Below are 22,115 nucleotides of genomic sequence, written 5' to 3'. Positions count from 1 at the left end.
TCTCCTTTGCAAGTAACCTACTTACATATGTTGTTTGTTTACATATATATTTATCTTGCACCATTACCGTTCAATACAATTAAAACGGTTTTACATAAAATACGGATGTCCATCCGAAATGTTTTCATTTCAATATACTCCATGTCCAGCCTCAACTTTTCCTTTGGATCAAGATTATACCCTCCATTTATTTGTGCCCATCCTGTTAAGCCTGGTTTTACTATTAAACGTTCCTTAAATTCTGGAATATACGCATTAAACTCATTATAAAAAAACTCTCTCTCTGGTCTAGGGCCTACAAAAGACATATCTCCTCTTAAAATGTTTACAAGTTGCGGTAATTCATCAATTCTCGTTTTTCTTATAAACAATCCAACTTTTGTAATTCTTTGATCATTTTCTTTTGCCCATTGTGGTCCGTTCATTTCAGCATCCTTTACCATCGACCTTAATTTAAATACATTAAACTTCTTCCCGTTTATACCTAAACGTTCTTGAAAGTATATTGGAGCCCCTGATGTTTCTAAGGTAATCATAATACAAAAGAACAACATAATTGGTATTGTTAATAGTAACAATATGATTGAAAATATAATATCAAACAAGCGTTTTACACTTCGATTCAATATGCTAGGCTTTTCTTGAGCCGGAATCGTATACAACTTGGCTTGATTTGTTTCACGAATCATGGATCGTTACCCCCACATTCAAGAATATAAAATTATACCTATTAATTCACATTCTTTCCTATTTATATCCGCTATTACTTTTTGCACTGTACGTAATGAATCTTTTTGCTTTTTAACTGCTAAAACCACTCCATCGCATTTCCCGGCAATAATGTGCGTAGCAGGAAGTTCAAATACTTCAGAAGAATAAACGAAAATGTAATCAAAATCTTCTTTCCACTTAGCAATCGCATTATCAAATTCATCCATAGCAACTAAAGGCGTCCCTGTATGTACTGTTTTTTTTGCAGGAATACAATATAAGTAATTAGACAAATTACTAGAAAAAGATTCATAATTGCAGGAGGAAGAGCTTATTATATCGTTTACTGTTATCATGTGATCACTTTGTAATAATACATGTAGTTTAGGGTCAGAAAAATTCACATCAATAAGTAACACCTTTTTTTTCATTTCCGCAAACACTAGACCCATATTTACTATAAGCGAGGCAACAACACCTCTGTCCTTCGTTGAACTAACTGTGAACAGTTGTTTTCCGGATTTTTTCAGATCGTGATACACCGTATAAAACTGCTCTTTCATCAGATCATCATGCAAATTGAATGGCAGCTGCTTCTTTGTCCTAAACATCGACATGTTCACCTCGATATATAGATGATTTTTTATCAACCTCTGTAGGTTTCTTTTTTCTATTTGGTTCCATATTTATGTGACCAATAACAGAGACTGTTGTTATTTTCTCTAAATCCTGTTCCGTGTATATACGTTCATCAAAATAATCTCGAAATACAGCTAAACCTATCCCAACAAAAAAACTAACAATTAAAGAAATAGGAATGATCAGTTGAAATTTCGGAAACAATTTTTCAGCCTGTTCCTGTAACTCAGGATCAGTTAATACTTTCACCCCTTGTACATTTGTGTACTGTTGAAAGCTTTTTTGTGATTGCTCTGCCAATGTCTTTACAATGTCTTTCACGATTTTCGGATTGGAATCTTTTACTGTAACAGTTACAATTTGTGAGTTGTCCGTATTCACAACCGAGATTTTTTGTGCTAATTCATAACTTGATTGCTCTAATTTCAAAGTTTTTTTGACTGTTGAAATAATTAATGGGCTTTTTAAAATATCAACATACGATGTTACTAGTTGCTTATTTTCTTGTGTTTTATTTGTTGAATTTTCCTTATTAAACTCATCTAAATTCCCAACAAGAATTTGCGTTGAATATTGATATGACGGCTTTAAAACATACATAGAGATAAGAACTAAAGAAGCGGTTAAACAACACATCGTTAAAATAATCGTTACGAATCTTCTTTTCAGTAATTGTTGAAAATCTTTTATACTCATTTCTTGCTTCAATTATTTCACCGCCCTTTTCTGAATAACATCCTGCAATTCACTCTTTACAGATAACCCTTTCTCTCTTCTATCCACTTGTTTTGTTACATACTTTCCGACTCCGAATGCAAATTTTTCTACATATACATACGAAAGCATTGCAAGTATAAACGAAAAAACAAGTGAAAAAATTAAAATAATAGGCAACGGTAATATTTCATGGAGCATGTATATAAGGGAAAACAACGATATAATATGGTATAAATAAAGACTGTAAGAAATCTTCCCCAAATATAACAAATATTTATTATGTAGCAAGGACGACAAAGTTGATATTGACAAACTTAATATGACAAATAAACATGCACTTATCGCCACTACGTAGTCTCGAAATATAAAATTATTGAGCACTTTAATTTCTCCTATAAGCCCTTCATACATAAAAAGTAAAATCGCAAATAAAAACCATGCAATTTTCGTGTTTTTAGTACAATTACTATAAAAAACTATTAAATTATTTTTATACTTCGCAACTAGTGCTCCTAGTAAAAACAGTACTGTGTAATGCAATGTTAATGCATAGCTTGTTAATGTTAAGCCCGAGCGAAACAAAAATAATATTACGACAGAACATATACTAAAACTAAACAATAATAGTAATGAACACCTTAACGTTTTTCGTAAGCAAATCATCAAAATTAACGGGAAAATTATTGATATTCGCATTTCATGGACAAGTGACCAAATCACACCGTTATATGCATCTGTATTATATTTCCCAACCAATAAAATATGTTGTGCGATTAAGCTTGAAGAACTTTCAATCGTCCATGAGCGATTAAACCATTCACTTAAATAAGAAATACCATATTCACTAATTGTAATCTGGCATACAATAGCTATAATTATTGCCACAATATAAGGAATATATATTCTGCATATACGTTTTAAAAGGTATGACCCATAGCTACTATAGTTTTTTTGAATAGATTCATACAAAACAAATCCGCTCAAAACAAAAAAGATAATAACTGATTCGTTACCACTACTAAAAATTAGACGAGCAGGCGTTTCTTTTAATAGATACACAACAAATGGTTTATTATCTTCATAACTGTAATTTTGAAATGCTGAAAAAATCATTAAATGATGACCAATCATTACTACTAATGAAGAAATCCCTCTTATAGAGTCCAATTCTTCGTATCTTTTCATCTTTTTACATCAACTCCTAATGAAATGATAATAATCATTTCAAAGCGACATCTTTATTCATATTCCTCTCCTTTCTTTTCATTCCAATTTTTCATATTAAAATGATTTTATAGTATAAATTTGAGTGTATTGTAACATTTTTTGTAATATTTTGAATAGAAAATCTCAAAAATTGGTATATACCAATTTCAACCTCGAAAAATGAGTAATATTGATAGAAAAACGCTATAAAAATATCTTGCATATTTACAAAATTAAAGAGCTGAATAGCGTTTTTTCAATATAAAATAAAAAAGATAGCCTACATAGGCTATCTTTTTTATTTTATTTAATTACTGGCACCACTATATGCTACATGTCGTTTCTCAATTCTCTCTTCAATTTCTTTCATATTTTCTTTATTATTTAATAGTGATTGTTTATTTTCAATTAATAATTGTTTAAAAGATTTTCTCACTTTTTTTCTCATTTTCATTGTCCTCCTTGGGGGATGGTTTATATAAAAGATAAAGAATTATCTGTGTGTTCTTATAATAATTGATTGTTGTGAATTCTATTTGAACTTCATATGAAAATCTCGTTTATTTTCTGACAACTTTGTGAACACGAAAAAATGATTATCTAAAACTATGTTGAAATTAATTCACTTCATGATAAAAGTTATTATTTTCATCAACTTTTATCATTATATCTTGTCGAAATATTTATATATTTAAAATTGAGTTCGACATAATTTTATTTATTATAATACTGTTTACAAAAACAAAAAGAAGGTGTCACCAAGTCAAAGTTCGACTTATGCAACATCCCTCTTCCCAAACTATTTATAGCATATTTATTAATATTTCAGGTCTTCCCCAATTCATTTCTTCACAAACAAATCTAAGTTTTTCTTCATCCATTGTGTGTAATCCTTCTTCTAGTGAACATGAAATTGGAACTTCACAGTGAATTTGGGCTAATTGTAACGAAATATTTAAGTTCTCTAAATCACTTTCAATCTTCGTACGCTGCGCTTTTGTTAATGATTCTACATTTTCTAGTACAGCGGATACTGTTCCGTGCTCTTGAATAAGCTTATACGCTGTTTTTTCACCGATACCTTTTACCCCTGGATAATTATCACTTGTATCTCCCATGAAAGCTTTTGCATGGACGATTTGCCACGGCTCTACACCTTTTTCTTCCATGATTTTCTCCGGTGTGTAATATTCGTAATTTCCAATTCCTTTACGCAGAAGCATGACTGTAACGCTCTTATCAACAAGTTGAAGTAAATCCGTATCACCTGTTAAAATATAAACTTCAGCTTCATTGCAATATTGTTTTGCAAGCGTACCGATACAATCATCGGCTTCGTAGCCTTTCATACCGATAACTGGAATGGATAATTTTGCAGTCATTTCTTGCACTAAATCAAATTGAGGAATTAATTCTTCTGGTGGCGCTGCACGATTTGCTTTATAATTCGAGAACGATTCTGTTCTAAATGTCGTACTTCCCATATCCCAGCATGTAACGATATGTGTTGGTTCGATCGCTTGCGTAGCTGTTAATAAATGTTTCATATAACCATGAATCCCGTTCGTAGGGGTTCCATCTTGTCGTTTCATAAATTGTCCGTAGACACTTGTTGCGTAAAAAGCACGAAATAATAGTGCCATACCATCAACTAATAATACTTTTTTCATAATTCCTCTCCTATTAAAAAAATAATAACCTTACGTTATCACGTAAGGTTATATAAATAGATTACCATTCTACGTTTTTGCTCAACTTTGTCTATTATACATTGTTTTTGTATATTTAGCATCATTAACACATTAAGACGTTCTACTACAACAAGTATGCAAGATGCCTGAATACGTATTTTTTCCAGTAGAAACAACGATAGCTTTTGCATTTCCACTAACAATATGCGAACCTTTAAAACATACATTTTCAAGCTCAAGTGGATTATAATCTTTCATCCGTTTTAATGGAATAAACCGTTTACGTTCAAGGTGATAGCAGCTCTCAAACTTCTCTATATTCGCTTCGTTTCCCGTTAATACAGACTCATTCACTAATAAATCATCTGCATAAATAATACGTACATCAGCTGGCACAGCATCTCCAGCCGAAAGAAAAATCATATCTCCAGGTACAAGTTCTTGCACAGGTATCTCCATCATTTTCAGTTCACTATTTAGCCCTGTACTACTAGAACATTCTACTCTAGATACAGTAATCGTTTCACGTTGTAATTCATCACACACACGTTGTTTTGAAAAACCTGGAATCATGCCACCTAGCTTCATCATTACTTCTGCAAGAAGTGCTCTTTTTGAAGTTAGTTCATTTCGGCCATATACTTGAATACGTTTTTGTGCCTCTTTCATTGATAGTCCGTCTCTTGTTGTTTTAAAATATGCAAATACAGATTTTACATCTCTTGTTGCAATTTCAATTAATAAATCTTTATTTTTTTGGAGCATTGTTTGTTCTTTTATTGATTTTTTACTTAGTTTATATGACGTGTTACCCACAGTTTTGTTTGCATATAACATATTATCGTCTCCTCCTTTACAACATAGGAAGAAACGCTTTGTTTCTCAATTTATCCACTTTACTGTGAAAGTGTCTCGCGCTTTATAAACGCTATATTGTGATAAATATAGAGGGAGGAACAAATCGTTTCCTGCCTACATCATATATTTTTGATTTGAAGTATATGGGTAACGGAACCGAGTCAGAATTTGACATGCTCCTCACCTCCTCGTTTAATTTTATAGTTTATAATATGAAATTACTCATAGCTTGGTAACAAAAAAGACCCCTACCCTTAAGAGAGTAGCGGCCATTACATACACAAATAAACGATTTCTAATATAATTAGAAATCTACGGACCTCTCCCTCACCGAGTTTTAGCACTGTATAGCATAGGTACATTACCAGCTACGTTAAGAAAAACCTTAATTCGATCATTCCTGTTGACCCATTGGCGTCTCTCGACATTTTTGGGCAGTAGCATTTCTCTATACAGGAGCCTCACCTAACAGAGACTTATTTTCATTACATTGAAAATGTTACTCTTATTTAAAATAGATGTCAACCGTAGCCTACAATTTTTTCAAATGGTATGGCAAACTAACGTATATAAAGTGAAACTTTAATCAGTGGGGGTTTTGTTCATCCGCCACTGATTATTAGCCCTCACCAATCGGGCTGCCCGGCAAATAGCGGGATAAAATAAAAAACTTTACGTTTAAACGTAAAGTTTTTAATAAGTTATACAACCAGCGATTACAATCCCAATTGAAAGCGATAAAAACATAAGAAAAAGACCGACTGCTTGATTATCTTCTTCGAGACTTTTGTTTATATTAAAGCGTGGTGTAAGCCACTCAGCTAAATAAAAGACGATAATTTGAGCCAAAATCCCAACTGCTCCCCACGAAATCATATCAAGAAGTGAAATTGAATTAGCTGCTGTCGAATATAAAACGATAGCTAACCCAAGTAATCGCCCTCCAAGCACATAGCTTACCGCCTTATTACCTTGAGCCATTAACTTAAATTCCTTAACTTTCGTTGTCACTTCCATCAAGAACAGACCAATACATAAAAGTCCAAGTGTTACTGCTAAATATAATAAAAAATTAATCATTTTTCCCCCTCCTTTTTATACCTACCGGTAAATAGTACGATTCATTTCCTGTAATCTTTTCTCCCGCGCGAATACCGATACTACTCGCTTTTCCAGCAATTAAAAAAGAACCAAACACATAGGACAGTTTCTCCATCCCTTTTTCTGTTTCCAAGGATACGACTGGCAGTTCTGTATACTTTTGAAATATCGGCAGTGCAGTTTTATACGTTTGATGTGCATTTTGAAGCATAATATTTTCATCCTTATCGCGAATCGTAATTGTATCTCCTTCTCTACCAAATGAAGGTTTTTGAACGAAAGAACCTTTTCCTAAAAATAAATCTGGTTCTAAATATGTAGGTAACATATATTCTTTAATCCACTGTTGTTCCTCGTTTGTATAAAAGACCTCTTCTTCTGCTAACCCCCAAATAAGACACTGAATTGATTTTGGCTGAAGTAAAAATGCTGACAAAGGATTTATTATAAAAAGCTTTCCGGCTTTTACAAGTTGCAGCAGTTCCACACCTACCAAATCTCCTGTTTCAGGATCTTGATCCTCAATTAAATCTTCTATCGGATATGTTTGGCGATATAAAACATCAATCTTCGCCCCATCTTTATCAACTAGAGCATCTTTTGTAATTCTAAGTTCTGACATTGGCACTACTTTATTTTCAACATGGCATAGCTGACTTAAATACATAGTGGTATTCCAATCCTCGATATGTTCATGATGTGCTGTAAAAACAACATTTGGATTATCTAATCCCTTTGTCGCTTCCATTACTGCTTTCGTTACACCAGAAGATAGCAATCGTTCTTGATCCGAGTTTGGATCATCATAGCCTAGATTTTCACATACTTTCCCATTCATTTGAAAACATTCCACAATAAAAGTTGGTGTATCACTATTAAACTCAAGCATTTTGATTTTGTTATCCTCTGTTACAGCAAAATCAAATCGCGAAATTACAGATTCAGGATAAAGCCCTTTCATTCTAATGAATGATAAACTCGGGGATGGAAAGCCAAGATCTAGAAGCTGTTCGTCACTTAGATTACGCAGCAGTCTAGCAGTCTTAAAAAATATTTTGCCCATTCGTTTAGTCGCTAAGTGTAATTGGTCCAAAGTCTGATTTGTTATAGAAAAAACATGAAACAAACTATACTCACATTCATATAAATCCGACCAAAAATTCGGATATTTTAAATAAAATTCTTTTCGATCCCTTATGTATTGCGACATATTTTAGCCCCCAAATCCTCCCTTTGAACCGCTTCCAATTCCACCTTTAAATTCAGTAGACGATTGATACGATTTAAACGCCGATGAATTTTTAAAAGTGGATTTATTTTGATAGTATCGCCCACCATAGAAATAATGCCCACGATAACCTGAACTACTATCATCACACTGCCATACCCCAAGTTCATCATCCCAATCCCAATCAGAACAACTATTATCATTCGGTTTTGGGGGAAGATCTTGTGCGCAACCAAATAAAGTGCCAGTCATTAAAGACGTTACGACACCACCTACTAGCCATTTCGTTTTTGTCACCTTCGCACTCCCCTTTTTAAATTCTATTCCTATTATATAGGATGGCATGATAAAGTAGAAGAAAAAGGAAGAAGAGGTATAAAATGCGCTTAGAATATCGACTTAATGATGAAACGAAAGGGTATCCTGCTTTATGGAACTACGCCAATATTTCTAATTCTGAAATTATCGCACGCATGACTTGTGAATATTTTATTAAAGAGAAAAATACTTATGTTGTTACTGCAACTTCGGTTGATCCAGACGGAACAGCAGTTATTTATATTCAAAAAGAAGTTTTCGCCAATGACCCTTCAGACCCTACATACTCCCACATCGGTTTTGAAATTAGAGAACTAAGTGAAACGAGTTCAAGCTTAGTAGATAGTCAAGATGTATGGAACTACGAAGAAATTTTACCATCTCTTCATTCAGATATTATATATATTCAGCGAGACGGCATTTCTATGGAATTCTCCTTGGATTCAAGAGAGATTGATGAAGACAGAAAGTGCTACATTTATTACGGAAACTTCACAGGTGAATCAAGATAATATTAATATATCTATGCAACAAAAAACCTTACGTATAAAACGTAAGGTTTTTATATAGCCCCACATATGCCGTTCTCTCTAGATGTCCATAAACCTGCTCTCACAGGTGGATGCCCTCACAAATGTTTGTAACTTCCTTCTTAAAAAGATGGCATGTTAGCTACATTTAAATATTGAACTTCCATATTAAACTTATTGGTTTAAGACATGCATAAGCTACGTACACCGTAGGAATTTTATATAAGGTTAGTTGAAATAAGACCCCCGCACGTGCCGCTCCTCGTAAATGTCCAAAAACCCGCTACTCGCAGGTGGATGCCCTCACAGTTACCGTACATCTTCCTCCACAAGGAAGGCTTGATGATGGTCGCTAAATATTGAGCTTCCGTATAACTAACATCGGTTTTAGACATAAATAAGTTACGCACACCGCAGGATGTATTATTTACTTGTCGTTATATTATCACATTGTTTCCAATGTGTAAAATACAAAGTTTTTCGAGCAATCTCTTGCTTGTGACCTTATTTTAATACAAATTATTTTTGCATGCAAGTGATTAATCTTCTTCTTTTGCAATTTGATTTTCTGGATAAGAGATCCAATCACTCCAGCTACCTGCATACAATTTAACATTTTGGAATCCAGCCAATTTTAATGCGACGATATTTGGACATGCCGTAACACCAGAACCACAATATACAATGGTTTCCTTATCTTTCGACAGATTTTGGAATCGTTCTTGTTGCCCAGCTTTATTCTTAAATTGTCCTGATTGCAACATTCCATCCTTCCAAAAATGGTTTACCGCTGTTGGAATATGTCCTGCTTTATGATCGACAAGTTCCTCTACACCAGCATAACGTTTGGGCTCTCTTGAATCAATTAATGTAACATCCGCACCTGCACGGATATTCTCTCTGACCGTTTCCATCGTTACAAGCATATGATCTTGTATATTAGCTTTGAATGTTTTTCGTATAGCAACAGGAATTTCCGCTGTTGTCGGTAGTCCATTCTCTTTCCAAGCCTGGAAACCACCATCTAATATATATACTTTCTCATGTCCTACATAGTTACATAACCACCATAAACGAGCAGCATTTGCACCGGCTTGACTGTCATACGCAATTACTGTCGTATGTTCATCAATACCAGCCTTCGAAAGCTTGTCTGCAAACTCCTCAATATTTGGTAAAGGATGGCGGCCACCATGTTCTGCTATAGGACTTGATAAATCTAAATTCAAATCAAAATATAACGCATGAGGAATATGTCCTTCTTCATACTTTTCTCTACCCCAATTAGGATTCGCTAAATCAAAACGACAATCGATTATACGGACATTCTCATCTTCTATATGCTCACGTAACCATTCGACTGTAACTATCATCTTTAACGACCTTCTTTCTCTTTCAAACGACTTACATACTCCATAACCATTTCTTCTGTAACATATTTACGCTGCAAGGTAACACCATTTTTTGCAAGATCATTAATCTGCTTCGTTACAACATTAATGACATCAACCGAAAATTCTTTCCCATTTGACGCAAGAGATACGGCAGCTTCAATAGCTGCTTCACGCTGTGCATCTAATTGTAAACATGCTTTTACACTTTCATTTTGTTTACGAGAATGTGCTGTAATTGCTTTATGTACTTCCATCTTCTCTTCCCCCTAAATAGTTATACGTTTTTATTCAATTCCATTGCAAGCCGGATCATATCACGACATACAATCCCATTTTCAATAATCTCTTCTTCATAATGCTTCGAAAAGTAATCAAAATCAATAGAAAAAATACGAAATCCACATTTTTGATATAAAGCAAGTTGTGAAACACTAGAATTGCCTGTACCAACTTCAAGTTTTGACATACCATATCCTTTAGCAGTTTCTACAGCATGCCTTAATAGCTTCTTCCCAATCCCTTTTCCTTGCAAATGCTCTGCAACCGCAATATTCATGATTTCCATCGTCTTTGGCCTTGTTTCCAAAAGAACATATACACCGATAACGCTCCCCCCCTGCTTAGCTACGTATGTTAATCCTCTTTGTACATACGTAGCTATTTGCCGTTCACTTGGATCCGCAAGTAACAATAAAGCCTTCGGTATAGCCTCTTTTGGAATACGTTCTATTACAACAGACATAAAAAATTCCCCCTTCTCTATTGTTCTAAACCCTCCTTGTCTACCATAAATAATAGAAAGGAGGGATTCACCATGGACAACAATGAGAAAAAATGCAACGTCATCTCTATTGATGGAAAGAAGAAGAAAAGCGACACGTATTCCTATCCAAAATTAGTAGTTGAAAACAAAACATATGAATTTTCTTCATTCGTCTTATGCGGTGAAACACCAGATGGCAGACGACTCGTTCTTACTCATATGATTTCTACCGATGAATTTGCTGGATTTGTAAAATCTTTAGATACTGTACTTCAAAAGAAAATTGAACGAATCTTTTTCTCATAACGACTATATAACATAAATTTCTTTTTCAATCTCTACTAACTGCTTTTGCAATTGTTCTTTACTTTGTTCATATAGAGATACATCGATCGTTTCAGCCAATGCAAACAATATACTTTCATAATAGTTCATCACATCTTGCTGCATCACTTTTTCGAATAAATTCCACTTCATATCCCACTCTTGCTTATAATGATGAACAAATAAATGTTTTTCATCAGCTACATAGTTTGATACGAGCGGTTCTAATACAGATTTAGCGTCTTCTTGCATAAAAGCTTTGTCATTCTTTTCAAAAAAGCTTTTCTCATTTTTAAAATGTGCCAGTGCTTTTTTGAAATCTTTTATTTCAACTGAAGGGAACGGTTCTTTATGTGTAATATCTTTGTATTCATACTCCACTGTTCCATTCATAGAAATTGATTCATTTTCTACTTTACAGTTCACTACAATTTCATCCTTTGCACGCTTCATCGCTTCGTCTATCCATTTTTCAAGGCGTAATGATGTCGCACGCATTTCTTGTAATAAATCATGCTGAATAAATGCTACTAATTCCATAACACACTGTTGCAATTGTGTTTTCACATTTCCATCCGTTCGAAGTGATGCCGGATTAATAAATTCAGTAAACACATCATTATAGCGGAGGAATAGACGCTGTTGCACGTAATAAAGCAACTCTTTCACTTCATTTTGCATCGCCTGTTCTTCAGCAAGTACACTATATGAAGAAATGATATGAAGTAGTTGATCACGCTCTGCTTCATATTTTTTCGTTTGCTTCTCTTTCTCTTCATTCCCCTGCTTTGCACCCTTTATCATGTTTACTAAAAGCTGATCTGCCCCTTGCAACGCACCATATAGAGCATGCACAGAAACAAGCATTAAATCTCTCATCATAAAGGACGTAAATGATTCCTCAAACTTAGTAATCCCAGAGTTTTGTAAAATACCATACTTCTCTTTTTCAACATTCTTTCCTTGTTTCTCTTCAAGCGCACATAAACTTGAAATTGCAAATAAACGCGGATTTCTAATACCGTATTGCAGTAGCTGATCTGCGATATAACCTTTTACCATTTCAAGTTCTTCTTCAGACTCTGCTAAATCCGCAGCATTAATTAAGAAGAACATTTTATCAAGGGCAAAAGTATCCTTTACACGACCAAGCTGAATTAAAAATTCACGGTCAGCACGAGAGAATACATGGTTATAATATGTTACAAATAAAATAGCATCTGCGTTTTTAATATACTGAAATGCAACATCCGTATGGCGAGCATTGATAGAATCCGCTCCAGGTGTGTCTACAAGCGCTACTCCCTGCCTTGTTAAAGCACAATCATAATAAAGTTCCATATACTCAACGAAGCATGATTTCTCTTCATTCGCTACATAATCAGAGAACTCTTCTAATGTAACTTGTACTTGTTCTCCTAAATAAGTAGAAACTGCATCATACCCTTTTTGTACCGCTCGTAAAAAGCTAAATGTTGTTTTTTGCTTCCCAGTTGGTGAAGGATATTTCATAACTTTATCAATTTGTGCTAACGCTTCATCTAACGTAGCAATCTCATAATGAAACAGCTTATAAACAGCTTTCATATCTTCTAATAACGCTTGCTTTGATTTAAACTGAACAATTACTGTTCCATGTGGTTTTTCCTCTGTAACCGGCAAAATTTGATTAATCGTTGCCGTCGTCGGGTTTGGTGATACAGGAAGTACTTTCTCACCGAGTAAGGCATTGGCAAATGATGATTTTCCAGCACTAAATGCCCCGAATAACGCTACTGTAAATTGTTTTGTTTCTACACGTCTTCTTTTCTCTATTACCTCTTGCTGTACATGTTTCAGCGCTGGCAATGGCTCTAATATCGTTTCAGCTTTTTTCACTTTCTCTAATATCCGCTGAATATTTAAAGCCGCCGTTCCTTTCAGCTCTTCTTCATGAATCGCTACGTTATCGTTTACGATTTCCTGCTCTTGTAGTGTAAATTTCTCACTAACAATTTGCTTTTCCCTTTGCAATATCTCATCTATTTGCAAACCTTCAGGCGTAGCAACATGATCGTGCCAAACATTTCGTAAATAGTCTTCATATGCCGCCAAATTGTTATTGTATTGTAATTGTGTTTCTTTCGCCGTTTGCAACATCGTATATGTTTCAATCTCTTCTTCAATACGAGCAACTGCTTCCCTCACCTTTTGCTTTAAAACGACCGCACTTTTATCAAAAATTTGCTGTGCTTTTATAAAATAACGCTTCTTTAGTTCATTCGCTACATCCGCTGTATAAAGAAGTAAGTAATCACCTGTGAAACCTGCGCCTTGTTTAATTACCTCAGCCAACATTTCTGGTCCGAAAGCAATTTCTAACCCATATATGTCTTTCCCAATTTCCTCCGTGAACAATCCTTCTTCTTTTAAAAAGGCTACAATAAATTCCTTCACATGAAAATCAAGCTGCGTTTCAACAGTCTTTTGAAGGGCAGAATAAAACGCCTCTACACGCCTTTGTTTTTCTTGCTCCGTCTTTCCTTTCGCAAATAGCAAACCGACTTTAAACTTTGTTAATTTCGTTTCTAAGTACGCATTTGCCAATTCTCTCATTTCAAATGGCATTAAATACGCGTTATCTAATATAGCTTGTAGGCCTTTTATAAATTCATTTCTCACATGAGGCTCTTTACTTGCCTCACGATTTTTCGCTTCCGTTAACTCTTCCTTCTTTTCAACTACCTCTGAAATAGAAAGTGGTGATGCTAACTCTTCCTCATATTTCAAAAGAGCTTTTTCATTTTCAGAAACAATAAACGAGAAATGTTCCCCCATTAAATATTCTGTTTCTCGCTCCATTCCAGTCCTTACATACTGCTCTTTTTCTTTCATAATAGAAGTAATTAACGTTTCTAAGCTTCCAATTTCATTATGTGGATGGTTCATCATTCGTAATGACGTATAATATACTCCATCTACTTCAATATCCCAGTTAGAGAACGATTGCTTTACACTATCTTTATAATTCTCAAACGACAATTCATTTTCTTTATGTTTATCTATTTGATTGACAACGAGATAAACCGTTTTATTACGTTGTTTCAATTCTTTAACAAATTGCAAATTCACTTCCGATTGGACGTGATTATAATCCATCATATAAAAAATTACGTCTGCTAGATGTAGCGTTGATTCTGTCGCTAATTGATGGGCATCATCTGTTGAGTCAATCCCTGGTGTATCTACTAACATAACACCTTCAGGAATTGGCGCATCATTCCGATAAATGTGAACACCAATTACCTCATCACCATCTTTACAAATTTGTTTTAATTCTTCAGCTGAATATGCACCGTCATACTCGTACTGTTCTCCAGATTTAACCGTTACAACAACACGATCCATTCCTTTTTCAATTTTGACAACGTTAGCGCTTGTCGGAATTGGACTTGTTGGTAACAGCTGCGCTTTATATAGATGATTCATCATCGTTGATTTCCCCGCAGAGAAGTGACCACAGAACGCTATCATAAGCTGTTCTTGTTTATATTTTTGAATCACCTCAAACAACTTTAAACTATTCTCTGCATCGCCGTGTTTTTGCCACTCTTCATAAAAACAAACAAGTTTTTTCATACCGTTTGTCTGTACTATGTTTGTCATCCCCTTGTTCCCCTTTATCCAAGATGTATATACTTTTTCCCGCTAATTGCGAGCTCATAACCAGTGAGAGTTACACCTACCCATTGATTACAGTTTCACTTTACTATCATACTAAATTTTCAGCATATTCTCATTAAAAATAAAAAATCCCTTTCATTCTTTTTACAAATGAAAGGGATTTTATGTCATATCACTCATTTTGCTGTTCCTACTCCATTTAAAACATACTTCGCAATAACTGCATATACAGCGACTGTACCTGCTACTAATGTATATACCATACTTACGCACCAACCTTTTTTGATAATGATTATCAATTTTAAATATATTTTATCATTAAAGAGAATCATTATCAACACTTTTCATAAAGAAAGCTCCTTATAAGAAGGAGCTTTACTGCCTGTTTTGAAAAAGGGTAAAACTTATTGTGCACTCTTATTATATCTTATCCTACATAACTTAACAGTTTAAAAAAATGGAAATATCGCCTATCCCCTCCATCTTACATTTTGTATAATAAAAGGGAATTACTTAACAAGGAGGAAAAAAATGACGCAAAATCTCACACATGGCGAGAGGATACACTCCATCGATATTATTAGAGGCATAGCTGTACTAGGTATTTTTCTTGTGAATTGGCCTGTTATCGCCGGGGTTGACTCACGTGATCTTTCAGGAATTTACGAAGGGATAGACAGCTATATTCGCCTATTTTACGATATGTTTATTCAAACGAAATTTTATACAATTTTTTCGTTTTTATTCGGATTAGGTTTTTATATTTTTATGAGTCGTGCTGAGGCGAAAACCGACCGCCCAAAAACTTTGTTTGTTCGCCGCTTACTTATTTTATTATTATTCGGTTTCTTACATTACGTTCTTTTATGGGACGGTGACATTTTACATACTTATGCGATTGCTGGATTTTTCTTATTTTTATTTTATAAGAGAGAACCTCGTACTATTTTAATATGGGCTATCGTTTTATTGAGTATTTTTCAATTCATTATGCTAATGGCTGGTATTACGGTTGCATTGGTACCAAAGGAAGAGCTAGGTTTTTCCTTACCTATCATGCCATTAGAAGACTGGCTGTCACAAATACAAAATCGTTTCCATGCATTTTACGCTGATGGAATTGGATTAAATTTACTTATGCTTCCAGAAACAGTTGGGCTATTTTTGCTTGGTTTATATGCCGGCAAAAAGGATATTTTCCGCCGCACGAAAGAGTTAGATCCAAAACTTAAAAAATGGCAAATTATTATGTTCCTTTTAACATTACCAATGTGGTTCTTCATGGTCCGTTACTTCTTATCAAAACCATTTTATGAACCAATTTATATGCAGGTCTTTACAATGTTTAGCGGAAAAACGTTATTCATATTCTACATTTTCACGCTCATGCGTTTATTACAAAAAGAAAAATGGCAAACGTTATTACGTCCATTCCAATACGTTGGACGAATGGCATTAACAAATTACATCTCGCATACAATTGTTACATTACTTGTATTTGGTCTATTCCTTAAAAATTATTATCCTGCTCCATTATGGGTTGGACCAATATTCTGCATTAGTTTCTACACGTTACAAATCTTTATTAGCCGCTGGTGGCTTTCACATTACCAATACGGGCCACTTGAGTACATTTGGCGTCTTGGTACGTACGGGAAAATAATGCCACTTAAAAAGAAAAGCAAGGTCTCATAACGAGACCTTGCTTTTTCACGCTTCTCTTACTGCACTTTGCATAGATACTGGCTCTTCTTCTACTTTCACTTTGCGCTGCGGCACCATATTAAATACGATATTTAAAAGTACTGCTGACGCACTTCCAAGTACAATTCCGTTATCTGTTAAAATACGAATGCTTTCTGGAAGTTGTGAAAATAATGTAGGAACGACTGTTACGCCAAGCCCAATTCCGACAGAACATGCAACGATTAATAAGTTTTCTTGTTTACCAAAATCAACGCTACTTAACATTTTAATACCATATGCCATAACCATACCGAACATCGCTAACATCGCACCGCCCAGTACTGATTTTGGGATAATTGTGGTAATAGCTGCGATTTTAGGAATGAAACCAAGTACGATTAACATACCACCGCAAGTATAAATAATAACGCGATTTCTTACTCCAGTTAATTGAACAAGTCCTACGTTTTGAGAGTATGTTGTATATGGGAACGCGTTGAAAATGCCACCTAACACCATCGCTAATCCTTCTGCGCGATAGCCTTTTGTTAATTCTTTTTCACCGATTTTTTTATTGCAAATATCAGATAATGCAAAGTATACACCCGTTGCTTCTACAATCCCTACGCAAGCAACTAAAATCATCGTAATAATTGGTGTTAATTCAAATGTTGGTGTACCGAAGTAAAATGGTTGAATACCGTGGAACCAATCCGCCTCTCCAACCGCTTGCAAACTTACTTTCCCCATAAACGCTGCAACGATAGTACCGAACAATAAACCTAGCAAAATAGAGATTGAACGAATAAATCCGTCGAAGAAACGATACATAATGATGATAAATAGTAACACACCAAATGCTAATGCTAAATTTTCAAGACTACCGAAATCTTTACTTCCTACTCCTCCAGCCATATCATTAATTGCCGCTGGAACAAGTGTAACTCCAATTACTGTAACGACAGATCCTGTTACAACAGGTGGAAACAGTTTTACAAGTTTTCCAAATAATTTCGCAAAAATAACAACGAATAACCCAGCAGCAATAATTGCTCCATAAATTGAAGACACACCGTATTGTTTTCCAATCGCAATCATCGGTCCAACCGCTGTAAATGTACAACCAAGCACAACTGGAAGCCCAATACCGAAAAAGCGATTTGATAGTGCTTGTAAAATTGTCGCAACGCCGCACATTAATAAATCAATTGAGACTAAATATGTTAACTCTTTTTGATTCAAACCAAGTCCACCGCCCACAATAAGCGGAACGATAATTGCTCCAGCATACATTGCAAGCATATGCTGCATACCAAGCGATGCAATTTTAAATGGATGCTGCTTCATCGTTTATTTCACCTCCGCAGTTTCTTGCTGTACAAATGTAACTGTGCCGTTATCAAGTGATGCAATTTCTGCTAGTGATTCAACACGAACGCCTTGTTCACGAAGCTTCTTTCCTCCATCTTGAAATGCTTTTTCAATAACAATTCCAATTCCTGCAATACTCGCTCCGGCTTGCTCTACTAAACTCATTAAACCTAAAGCAGCCTGACCGTTTGCTAAAAAGTCATCGATGATTAATACACGATCATTTTCATCGATATGATTTCGAGATAATGAAATTTCATTTGTTTCTTGTTTTGTAAATGAATATACGTTTGCAACGTACATATTATCTTGTAACGTTAACGATTTACGTTTTCGTGCAAAAATTACTTTTACACCAAGCTCTAATGCAGCCATAACCGATGGTGCAATGCCTGAAGATTCAATCGTCACGATTTTTGTAATGTTCTCTTCTTTAAAACGTTTAGCAAATTCTTTTCCGATTTCTTGCATAAGTACTGGATCAATTTGATGATTTAAAAAAGCATCTACCTTTAATACGTCACCAGATAAAACCTTTCCTTCGTTCAAAATCTTTTCTTGTAATACTTTCATGTTTGTTCCCCCTCTTATGCAATAAAAAAACTCCAAAAGCCGCCACCACTCGTTACAAGTGAGAGACGCGCTTTTGGAGTTTCGCAAAAAAAGAATGCTAAACAAGCAATTATATTCGTCCTCACTCATAGTCAAAGTATTTACGGTACTTCGGTAGAAACTTGCAGGCCATATCCCCGCGATTATATGAGTGTAGCTAACTATTTATTTTATAGAAGGATTATAACGTACTTTTTATGCTTTGAAAAGCATTTATCAAAAAAACACGTACAAATTTTTAAAAACCACTATCTTTGTTCGAGTTTTGCAAACTCTTTCATTCCCAATTACAACTTCGTTAAAATGATTGGCCCATCTTTTGTAATCGCAATTGTATGCTCATATTGAGCTGATAATTTCCCGTCCATCGTTCGTACAGTCCACCCATTTAAATCTACTTTAGAATATCGCATACCTATATTTACAATCGGTTCAATTGTAATTACCATTCCTTCTTGTAACTGAGGTCCTTGTCCTTGTTTCCCAAAATGAAAAATTGCTGGTTCTTCATGAATCTCTTTACCAATCCCATGTCCCGTAAAGTCTCTTGCGACAGAAAAACCTTCATTTGTTACATAACTTTCAATTGCATAGCCAATGTCTCCTACATGATTACCAATTACCGCCTGATCAATCCCTTTATACAAAGCATTCTCAGCTACTAACAACAACTTTTCTGCTTCATCAGAAACTTTTCCAACTCTATACGTCCAAGCAGAATCTGAAAGACCCCCATTTAAGTTTACTACCGTGTCAATTGTTACAATATTACCCTCAGTTAAAGGAACATCGGCCGGAAACGCATGACACATTTCATCGTTTACAGATGCACATATCGCATATGGATACCCGTTGTAACCTTTCTGTTCAGATGTGGCACCATGCTTTTTTAAATACATTTCAACAAACGTATCAATCTCTTGTGTCGTTATACCTGGCTTTATCATTTTCGCAATTTCTTTATGACATGAAGCAAGTAATTTTCCAGATTCATGCATCAAATCTATTTCATTTTTCGTTTTAATTGTAATCATACTACCTCTACCCTTCCTTGCTAAACCTACTATTTGCTACTAAACTTCTATCATACACACCCTCTACCAAAATTTCAAAACTCTCAATTACAACAAGTAAAAAATATGTATCATATATTTCTAAATCAAAATAAAAAAACAGAAGATCCCTCTGTTTTTTAATCACGTTTACATATATAGTTCATTTTCAAGAACTCAAAACAACCACCATTTGTTTTCTGTATAAACGTTCCAACCGCTTCAAATCCCGCCCTTTTATACACTTTTATCGCTCTCTCATTAAATGTCGCTACTGATAGTGTTATATATTTGCATCCGTATTTTTCTTTGCTAAAAGCTAGTCCAGCATTCACGAACTGTAAACCAAATCCATTGCCAGTTATATCAGGTCTCATTCCAAGTCCTATCTCAACCGTTCCATTATTTATTTTACAAACCGTAAAGAACCCAATGAGAGTACCATTTTCTTTCACAGAAAATACATGATTCCCTCTACTCTCACCCTCTAAAAACTCAGCTAAATCTTCTTCATCTGCCTCTATATCGTAAAAGGAATATTCCCCTTTATAATGCCAGTTATATGCAATCTCTTCCGCCTCTTCTTGCGTCATTACTGTATATGTATAAACCATCTTCTATCCCCCTATAAAAAAAAGCTGCAAGTAAGCAGCTCTTTTTTATAACTCATAAATTTCTTTATACTTCACTTCTAAATAATCTGCTAAGTAATTTGCATTTAACCCTTCGCCTGTTACATCTTCTAAAATTTCAAGTGGCTTTTTCGTTTTACCATATTGGTGAATATGTTCTGTTAACCATTCACGAATTGGTGTTACGTTTCCTTCTTCTAATAATGCATCAAAGTTCGGAATGTCTTTTAACATTCTTTGCTTAAATTGCGCTGCATACATGTAACCAAGCGCATAAGATGGGAAGTATCCAAATGAGCCACCAGCCCAGTGAACATCTTGCAATACACCTTGCGCATCATTTTCCGGACGAATTCCTAAATATGCTTCCATCTTATCATTCCAAGCTGCTGGTAAGTCCTTCACTTGTAATGTACCATCAAATAATTCTTTCTCTAATTCATAACGCACCATAACATGAAGCGGGTATGTAAGCTCATCTGCTTCTATACGAATGAATGACGGCTTCGATTCGTTAATTGCATCATAAAATTCATCGACTGACATATCATCAAATTGACCATTGCTATACTCTTTTAATAAATCATAATTTTTCTTCCAGAATGATTTATTACGGCCGATAAAGTTCTCAAAGAATAACGATTGTGACTCATGAATACCCATGGATGTTCCACTACATAACGGTGTACCTTCAAATTTCTCTGCAATATTTTGTTCATATACAGCATGACCACATTCATGAATTGTTCCAAACACAGCCATGCGGAAATCCTTTTCGTCATAGCGTGTCGTAATACGAACATCCCCTCTATTTAATGTAATCTCGAATGGATGTACTGTTTCATCAAGACGGCCTGCTTCAAAGTCATAATTCAATTGCTTTAATAGTTCTAATGTAAAGTTCTTTTGTTTTTCTTTTGAAAATTTTTCCGATAAAGCACTTGTTTTTAATCCTTTTTTAGACTCAGAGATTTCTTTTACAAGCGGCACGATGCGCTCACGAAGTTGACCAAATACGTGATCTAAAACTTCTACTGTAATACCTGGCTCATACATGTCTAATAATGTATTGTATTTATATGTTTCGTACCCCCAATATGTAATAAATTTCTTTTTAAATTCAACAATTTTTTCTAAGTACGGGCGGAACATTTCGAAATCAGATTTTTCGCGAGCTTCTTCCCACACACTCTCTGCTTTCGCTTCTAATTTCACATACGCTTCGTATTCCGCTTGTGGAATTTTCTTATTTCTATCATATTCTTTCCGACACTCTTCAACCATTTTCTTCGTCGTTTCAGAAAGTTTATCTTCACGTATTAAAGCTTCAAGCTCTGTTAAATAGTTCCCCATCTCATCTGAAGTCGACATAGCAAATACTTCGGATGAAAGCATACCAATTACTTCTGAACGCTGGTCTACACCTTTTTTAGGCGCCCCTGTTCTCAAGTCCCAAAACATTAAACTTAATGCTTCTCCGTAATTTTGTATCTTCTTCACATATGTTAAAAATTGTTTTTCTACTTCATATGTAGCTACTGTCATCGTATAAAAACCTCCCTTTTCTACCTCAAACTTAATTCGACACGGAAATCTAAATTCCTTTTATAATAGAAAAA

General features: G+C 34.8%; 23 protein-coding genes, 2 other RNA genes and 2 riboswitches. Of the genes, 3 read left to right on the top strand and 22 right to left on the bottom strand.

Going from position 1 to position 22,115, the window contains the following annotated elements:
• Positions 1-50: 50 nt before the first annotated feature.
• The 10 genes from ES895_RS05745 to ES895_RS05695 all read right to left on the bottom strand — a co-directional run bounded on the left by ES895_RS05745 (position 51) and on the right by ES895_RS05695 (position 8,448).
• The gene (locus ES895_RS05745) at positions 51-689 is read right to left on the bottom strand and encodes a sugar transferase (RefSeq protein ID WP_135238186.1); all 639 of its coding nucleotides are present in this window, start codon (positions 687-689) and stop codon (positions 51-53) included.
• A gap of 18 nt (positions 690-707) precedes the next feature.
• Positions 708-1,328: a CpsD/CapB family tyrosine-protein kinase gene (locus tag ES895_RS05740; RefSeq protein ID WP_002102914.1), complete on the bottom strand. Its 621-nt coding sequence runs from the start codon at positions 1,326-1,328 to the stop codon at positions 708-710.
• Positions 1,315-2,058, bottom strand: coding sequence for a YveK family protein (locus ES895_RS05735; protein WP_000807055.1), 744 nt, complete (start codon positions 2,056-2,058; stop codon positions 1,315-1,317). The genes ES895_RS05740 and ES895_RS05735 overlap by 14 nt, the downstream gene beginning before the upstream one ends.
• Positions 2,059-3,252, bottom strand: coding sequence for an acyltransferase family protein (locus ES895_RS05730; RefSeq protein WP_000833054.1), 1,194 nt, complete (start codon positions 3,250-3,252; stop codon positions 2,059-2,061).
• A 328-nt stretch (positions 3,253-3,580) separates the two neighbouring features.
• Positions 3,581-3,721 (bottom strand): FbpB family small basic protein, encoded by a 141-nt coding sequence (locus ES895_RS05725; RefSeq protein WP_001228048.1) that lies wholly within the window; start codon positions 3,719-3,721, stop codon positions 3,581-3,583.
• A gap of 355 nt (positions 3,722-4,076) precedes the next feature.
• Complete coding sequence (locus ES895_RS05720) at positions 4,077-4,943, bottom strand: 5'-3' exonuclease (protein WP_000757075.1); 867 nt, start codon at positions 4,941-4,943, stop codon at positions 4,077-4,079.
• Positions 4,944-5,075: 132 nt separating this feature from the next.
• Positions 5,076-5,801 (bottom strand): P-type ATPase actuator domain-containing protein, encoded by a 726-nt coding sequence (locus ES895_RS05715; RefSeq protein ID WP_000964949.1) that lies wholly within the window; start codon positions 5,799-5,801, stop codon positions 5,076-5,078.
• A gap of 335 nt (positions 5,802-6,136) precedes the next feature.
• Positions 6,137-6,302, bottom strand: a riboswitch (M-box (ykoK) riboswitch).
• Positions 6,303-6,515: 213 nt separating this feature from the next.
• Positions 6,516-6,902 carry a DUF350 domain-containing protein gene (locus ES895_RS05705; RefSeq protein WP_000606857.1) on the bottom strand — a complete coding sequence of 129 codons (387 nt, stop codon included), beginning with the start codon at positions 6,900-6,902 and terminating at the stop codon, positions 6,516-6,518.
• Complete coding sequence (locus ES895_RS05700; protein WP_098021169.1) at positions 6,895-8,133, bottom strand: glutathionylspermidine synthase family protein; 1,239 nt, start codon at positions 8,131-8,133, stop codon at positions 6,895-6,897. The genes ES895_RS05705 and ES895_RS05700 overlap by 8 nt, the downstream gene beginning before the upstream one ends.
• 3 nt (positions 8,134-8,136) lie before the next feature.
• Positions 8,137-8,448, bottom strand: coding sequence for a hypothetical protein (locus ES895_RS05695; RefSeq protein WP_000169031.1), 312 nt, complete (start codon positions 8,446-8,448; stop codon positions 8,137-8,139).
• Positions 8,449-8,531: 83 nt separating this feature from the next.
• On the opposite strand from ES895_RS05695, the gene ES895_RS05690 reads away from it, so the two are divergent.
• Positions 8,532-8,981 carry a hypothetical protein gene (locus tag ES895_RS05690; RefSeq protein WP_001235520.1) on the top strand — a complete coding sequence of 150 codons (450 nt, stop codon included), beginning with the start codon at positions 8,532-8,534 and terminating at the stop codon, positions 8,979-8,981.
• 53 nt (positions 8,982-9,034) lie between these two features.
• On the opposite strand, the gene ssrS (ES895_RS05685) is transcribed toward ES895_RS05690, so the two are convergent.
• The 5 genes from ssrS (ES895_RS05685) to ES895_RS05665 form a co-directional block, all read right to left on the bottom strand.
• Positions 9,035-9,218: non-coding RNA, 6S RNA (ssrS, locus tag ES895_RS05685), on the bottom strand.
• A 21-nt stretch (positions 9,219-9,239) separates the two neighbouring features.
• A non-coding RNA gene (ssrS, locus tag ES895_RS05680) (6S RNA) lies at positions 9,240-9,422 on the bottom strand.
• A 116-nt stretch (positions 9,423-9,538) separates the two neighbouring features.
• The gene (locus tag ES895_RS05675) at positions 9,539-10,372 is read right to left on the bottom strand and encodes a sulfurtransferase (RefSeq protein ID WP_000637566.1); all 834 of its coding nucleotides are present in this window, start codon (positions 10,370-10,372) and stop codon (positions 9,539-9,541) included.
• 2 nt (positions 10,373-10,374) lie between these two features.
• The gene (locus ES895_RS05670; protein ID WP_000451818.1) at positions 10,375-10,647 is read right to left on the bottom strand and encodes a YpbS family protein; all 273 of its coding nucleotides are present in this window, start codon (positions 10,645-10,647) and stop codon (positions 10,375-10,377) included.
• A gap of 20 nt (positions 10,648-10,667) precedes the next feature.
• The gene (locus tag ES895_RS05665) at positions 10,668-11,135 is read right to left on the bottom strand and encodes a GNAT family N-acetyltransferase (RefSeq protein ID WP_000117686.1); all 468 of its coding nucleotides are present in this window, start codon (positions 11,133-11,135) and stop codon (positions 10,668-10,670) included.
• A gap of 72 nt (positions 11,136-11,207) precedes the next feature.
• On the opposite strand from ES895_RS05665, the gene ES895_RS05660 reads away from it, so the two are divergent.
• Positions 11,208-11,462: a DUF3931 domain-containing protein gene (locus ES895_RS05660; protein ID WP_000369740.1), complete on the top strand. Its 255-nt coding sequence runs from the start codon at positions 11,208-11,210 to the stop codon at positions 11,460-11,462.
• A 3-nt stretch (positions 11,463-11,465) separates the two neighbouring features.
• Here the strand turns inward: ES895_RS05660 and ES895_RS05655 are convergent, their stop codons facing one another.
• Positions 11,466-15,125 carry a dynamin family protein gene (locus ES895_RS05655; RefSeq protein ID WP_098021170.1) on the bottom strand — a complete coding sequence of 1,220 codons (3,660 nt, stop codon included), beginning with the start codon at positions 15,123-15,125 and terminating at the stop codon, positions 11,466-11,468.
• Positions 15,126-15,319: 194 nt separating this feature from the next.
• Positions 15,320-15,484 carry a hypothetical protein gene (locus tag ES895_RS29585; RefSeq protein WP_002100871.1) on the bottom strand — a complete coding sequence of 55 codons (165 nt, stop codon included), beginning with the start codon at positions 15,482-15,484 and terminating at the stop codon, positions 15,320-15,322.
• Between the two features lie 190 nt (positions 15,485-15,674).
• Here ES895_RS29585 and ES895_RS05650 point away from each other — a divergent pair, with 190 nt between their 5' ends.
• A complete protein-coding gene (locus tag ES895_RS05650; protein ID WP_000193171.1) occupies positions 15,675-16,838 on the top strand; it encodes a DUF418 domain-containing protein in 1,164 nt (387 codons plus the stop codon).
• A gap of 15 nt (positions 16,839-16,853) precedes the next feature.
• Here ES895_RS05650 and pbuX read toward each other — a convergent pair whose 3' ends face one another.
• The 5 genes from pbuX to ypwA form a co-directional block, all read right to left on the bottom strand.
• Positions 16,854-18,176 carry a xanthine permease PbuX gene (pbuX, locus tag ES895_RS05645; protein WP_000809223.1) on the bottom strand — a complete coding sequence of 441 codons (1,323 nt, stop codon included), beginning with the start codon at positions 18,174-18,176 and terminating at the stop codon, positions 16,854-16,856.
• Between the two features lie 3 nt (positions 18,177-18,179).
• On the bottom strand, positions 18,180-18,773 hold the full coding sequence (locus ES895_RS05640) for a xanthine phosphoribosyltransferase (protein ID WP_000866496.1): 594 nt from the start codon (positions 18,771-18,773) through the stop codon (positions 18,180-18,182).
• Positions 18,774-18,881: 108 nt separating this feature from the next.
• Positions 18,882-18,983: riboswitch (purine riboswitch) on the bottom strand.
• A 116-nt stretch (positions 18,984-19,099) separates the two neighbouring features.
• A complete protein-coding gene (locus ES895_RS05635) occupies positions 19,100-19,846 on the bottom strand; it encodes a type I methionyl aminopeptidase (RefSeq protein WP_000628415.1) in 747 nt (248 codons plus the stop codon).
• Between the two features lie 158 nt (positions 19,847-20,004).
• Positions 20,005-20,478, bottom strand: a complete 474-nt coding sequence (locus ES895_RS05630) for a GNAT family N-acetyltransferase (protein WP_053514228.1) — start codon at positions 20,476-20,478, stop codon at positions 20,005-20,007.
• A gap of 45 nt (positions 20,479-20,523) precedes the next feature.
• A complete protein-coding gene (gene ypwA / locus ES895_RS05625) occupies positions 20,524-22,041 on the bottom strand; it encodes a carboxypeptidase (RefSeq protein WP_000215069.1) in 1,518 nt (505 codons plus the stop codon).
• Positions 22,042-22,115: the final 74 nt, after the last annotated feature.

Origin of the sequence: Bacillus sp. 007/AIA-02/001 (assembly GCF_004634455.1) — a bacterium.
Taxonomy (GTDB): Bacteria; Bacillota; Bacilli; order Bacillales; family Bacillaceae_G; genus Bacillus_A; species Bacillus_A cereus.
The sequence above is the reverse complement of the archived record's forward strand: the minus strand, read 5'-3'. Positions and strand labels throughout refer to the sequence as shown.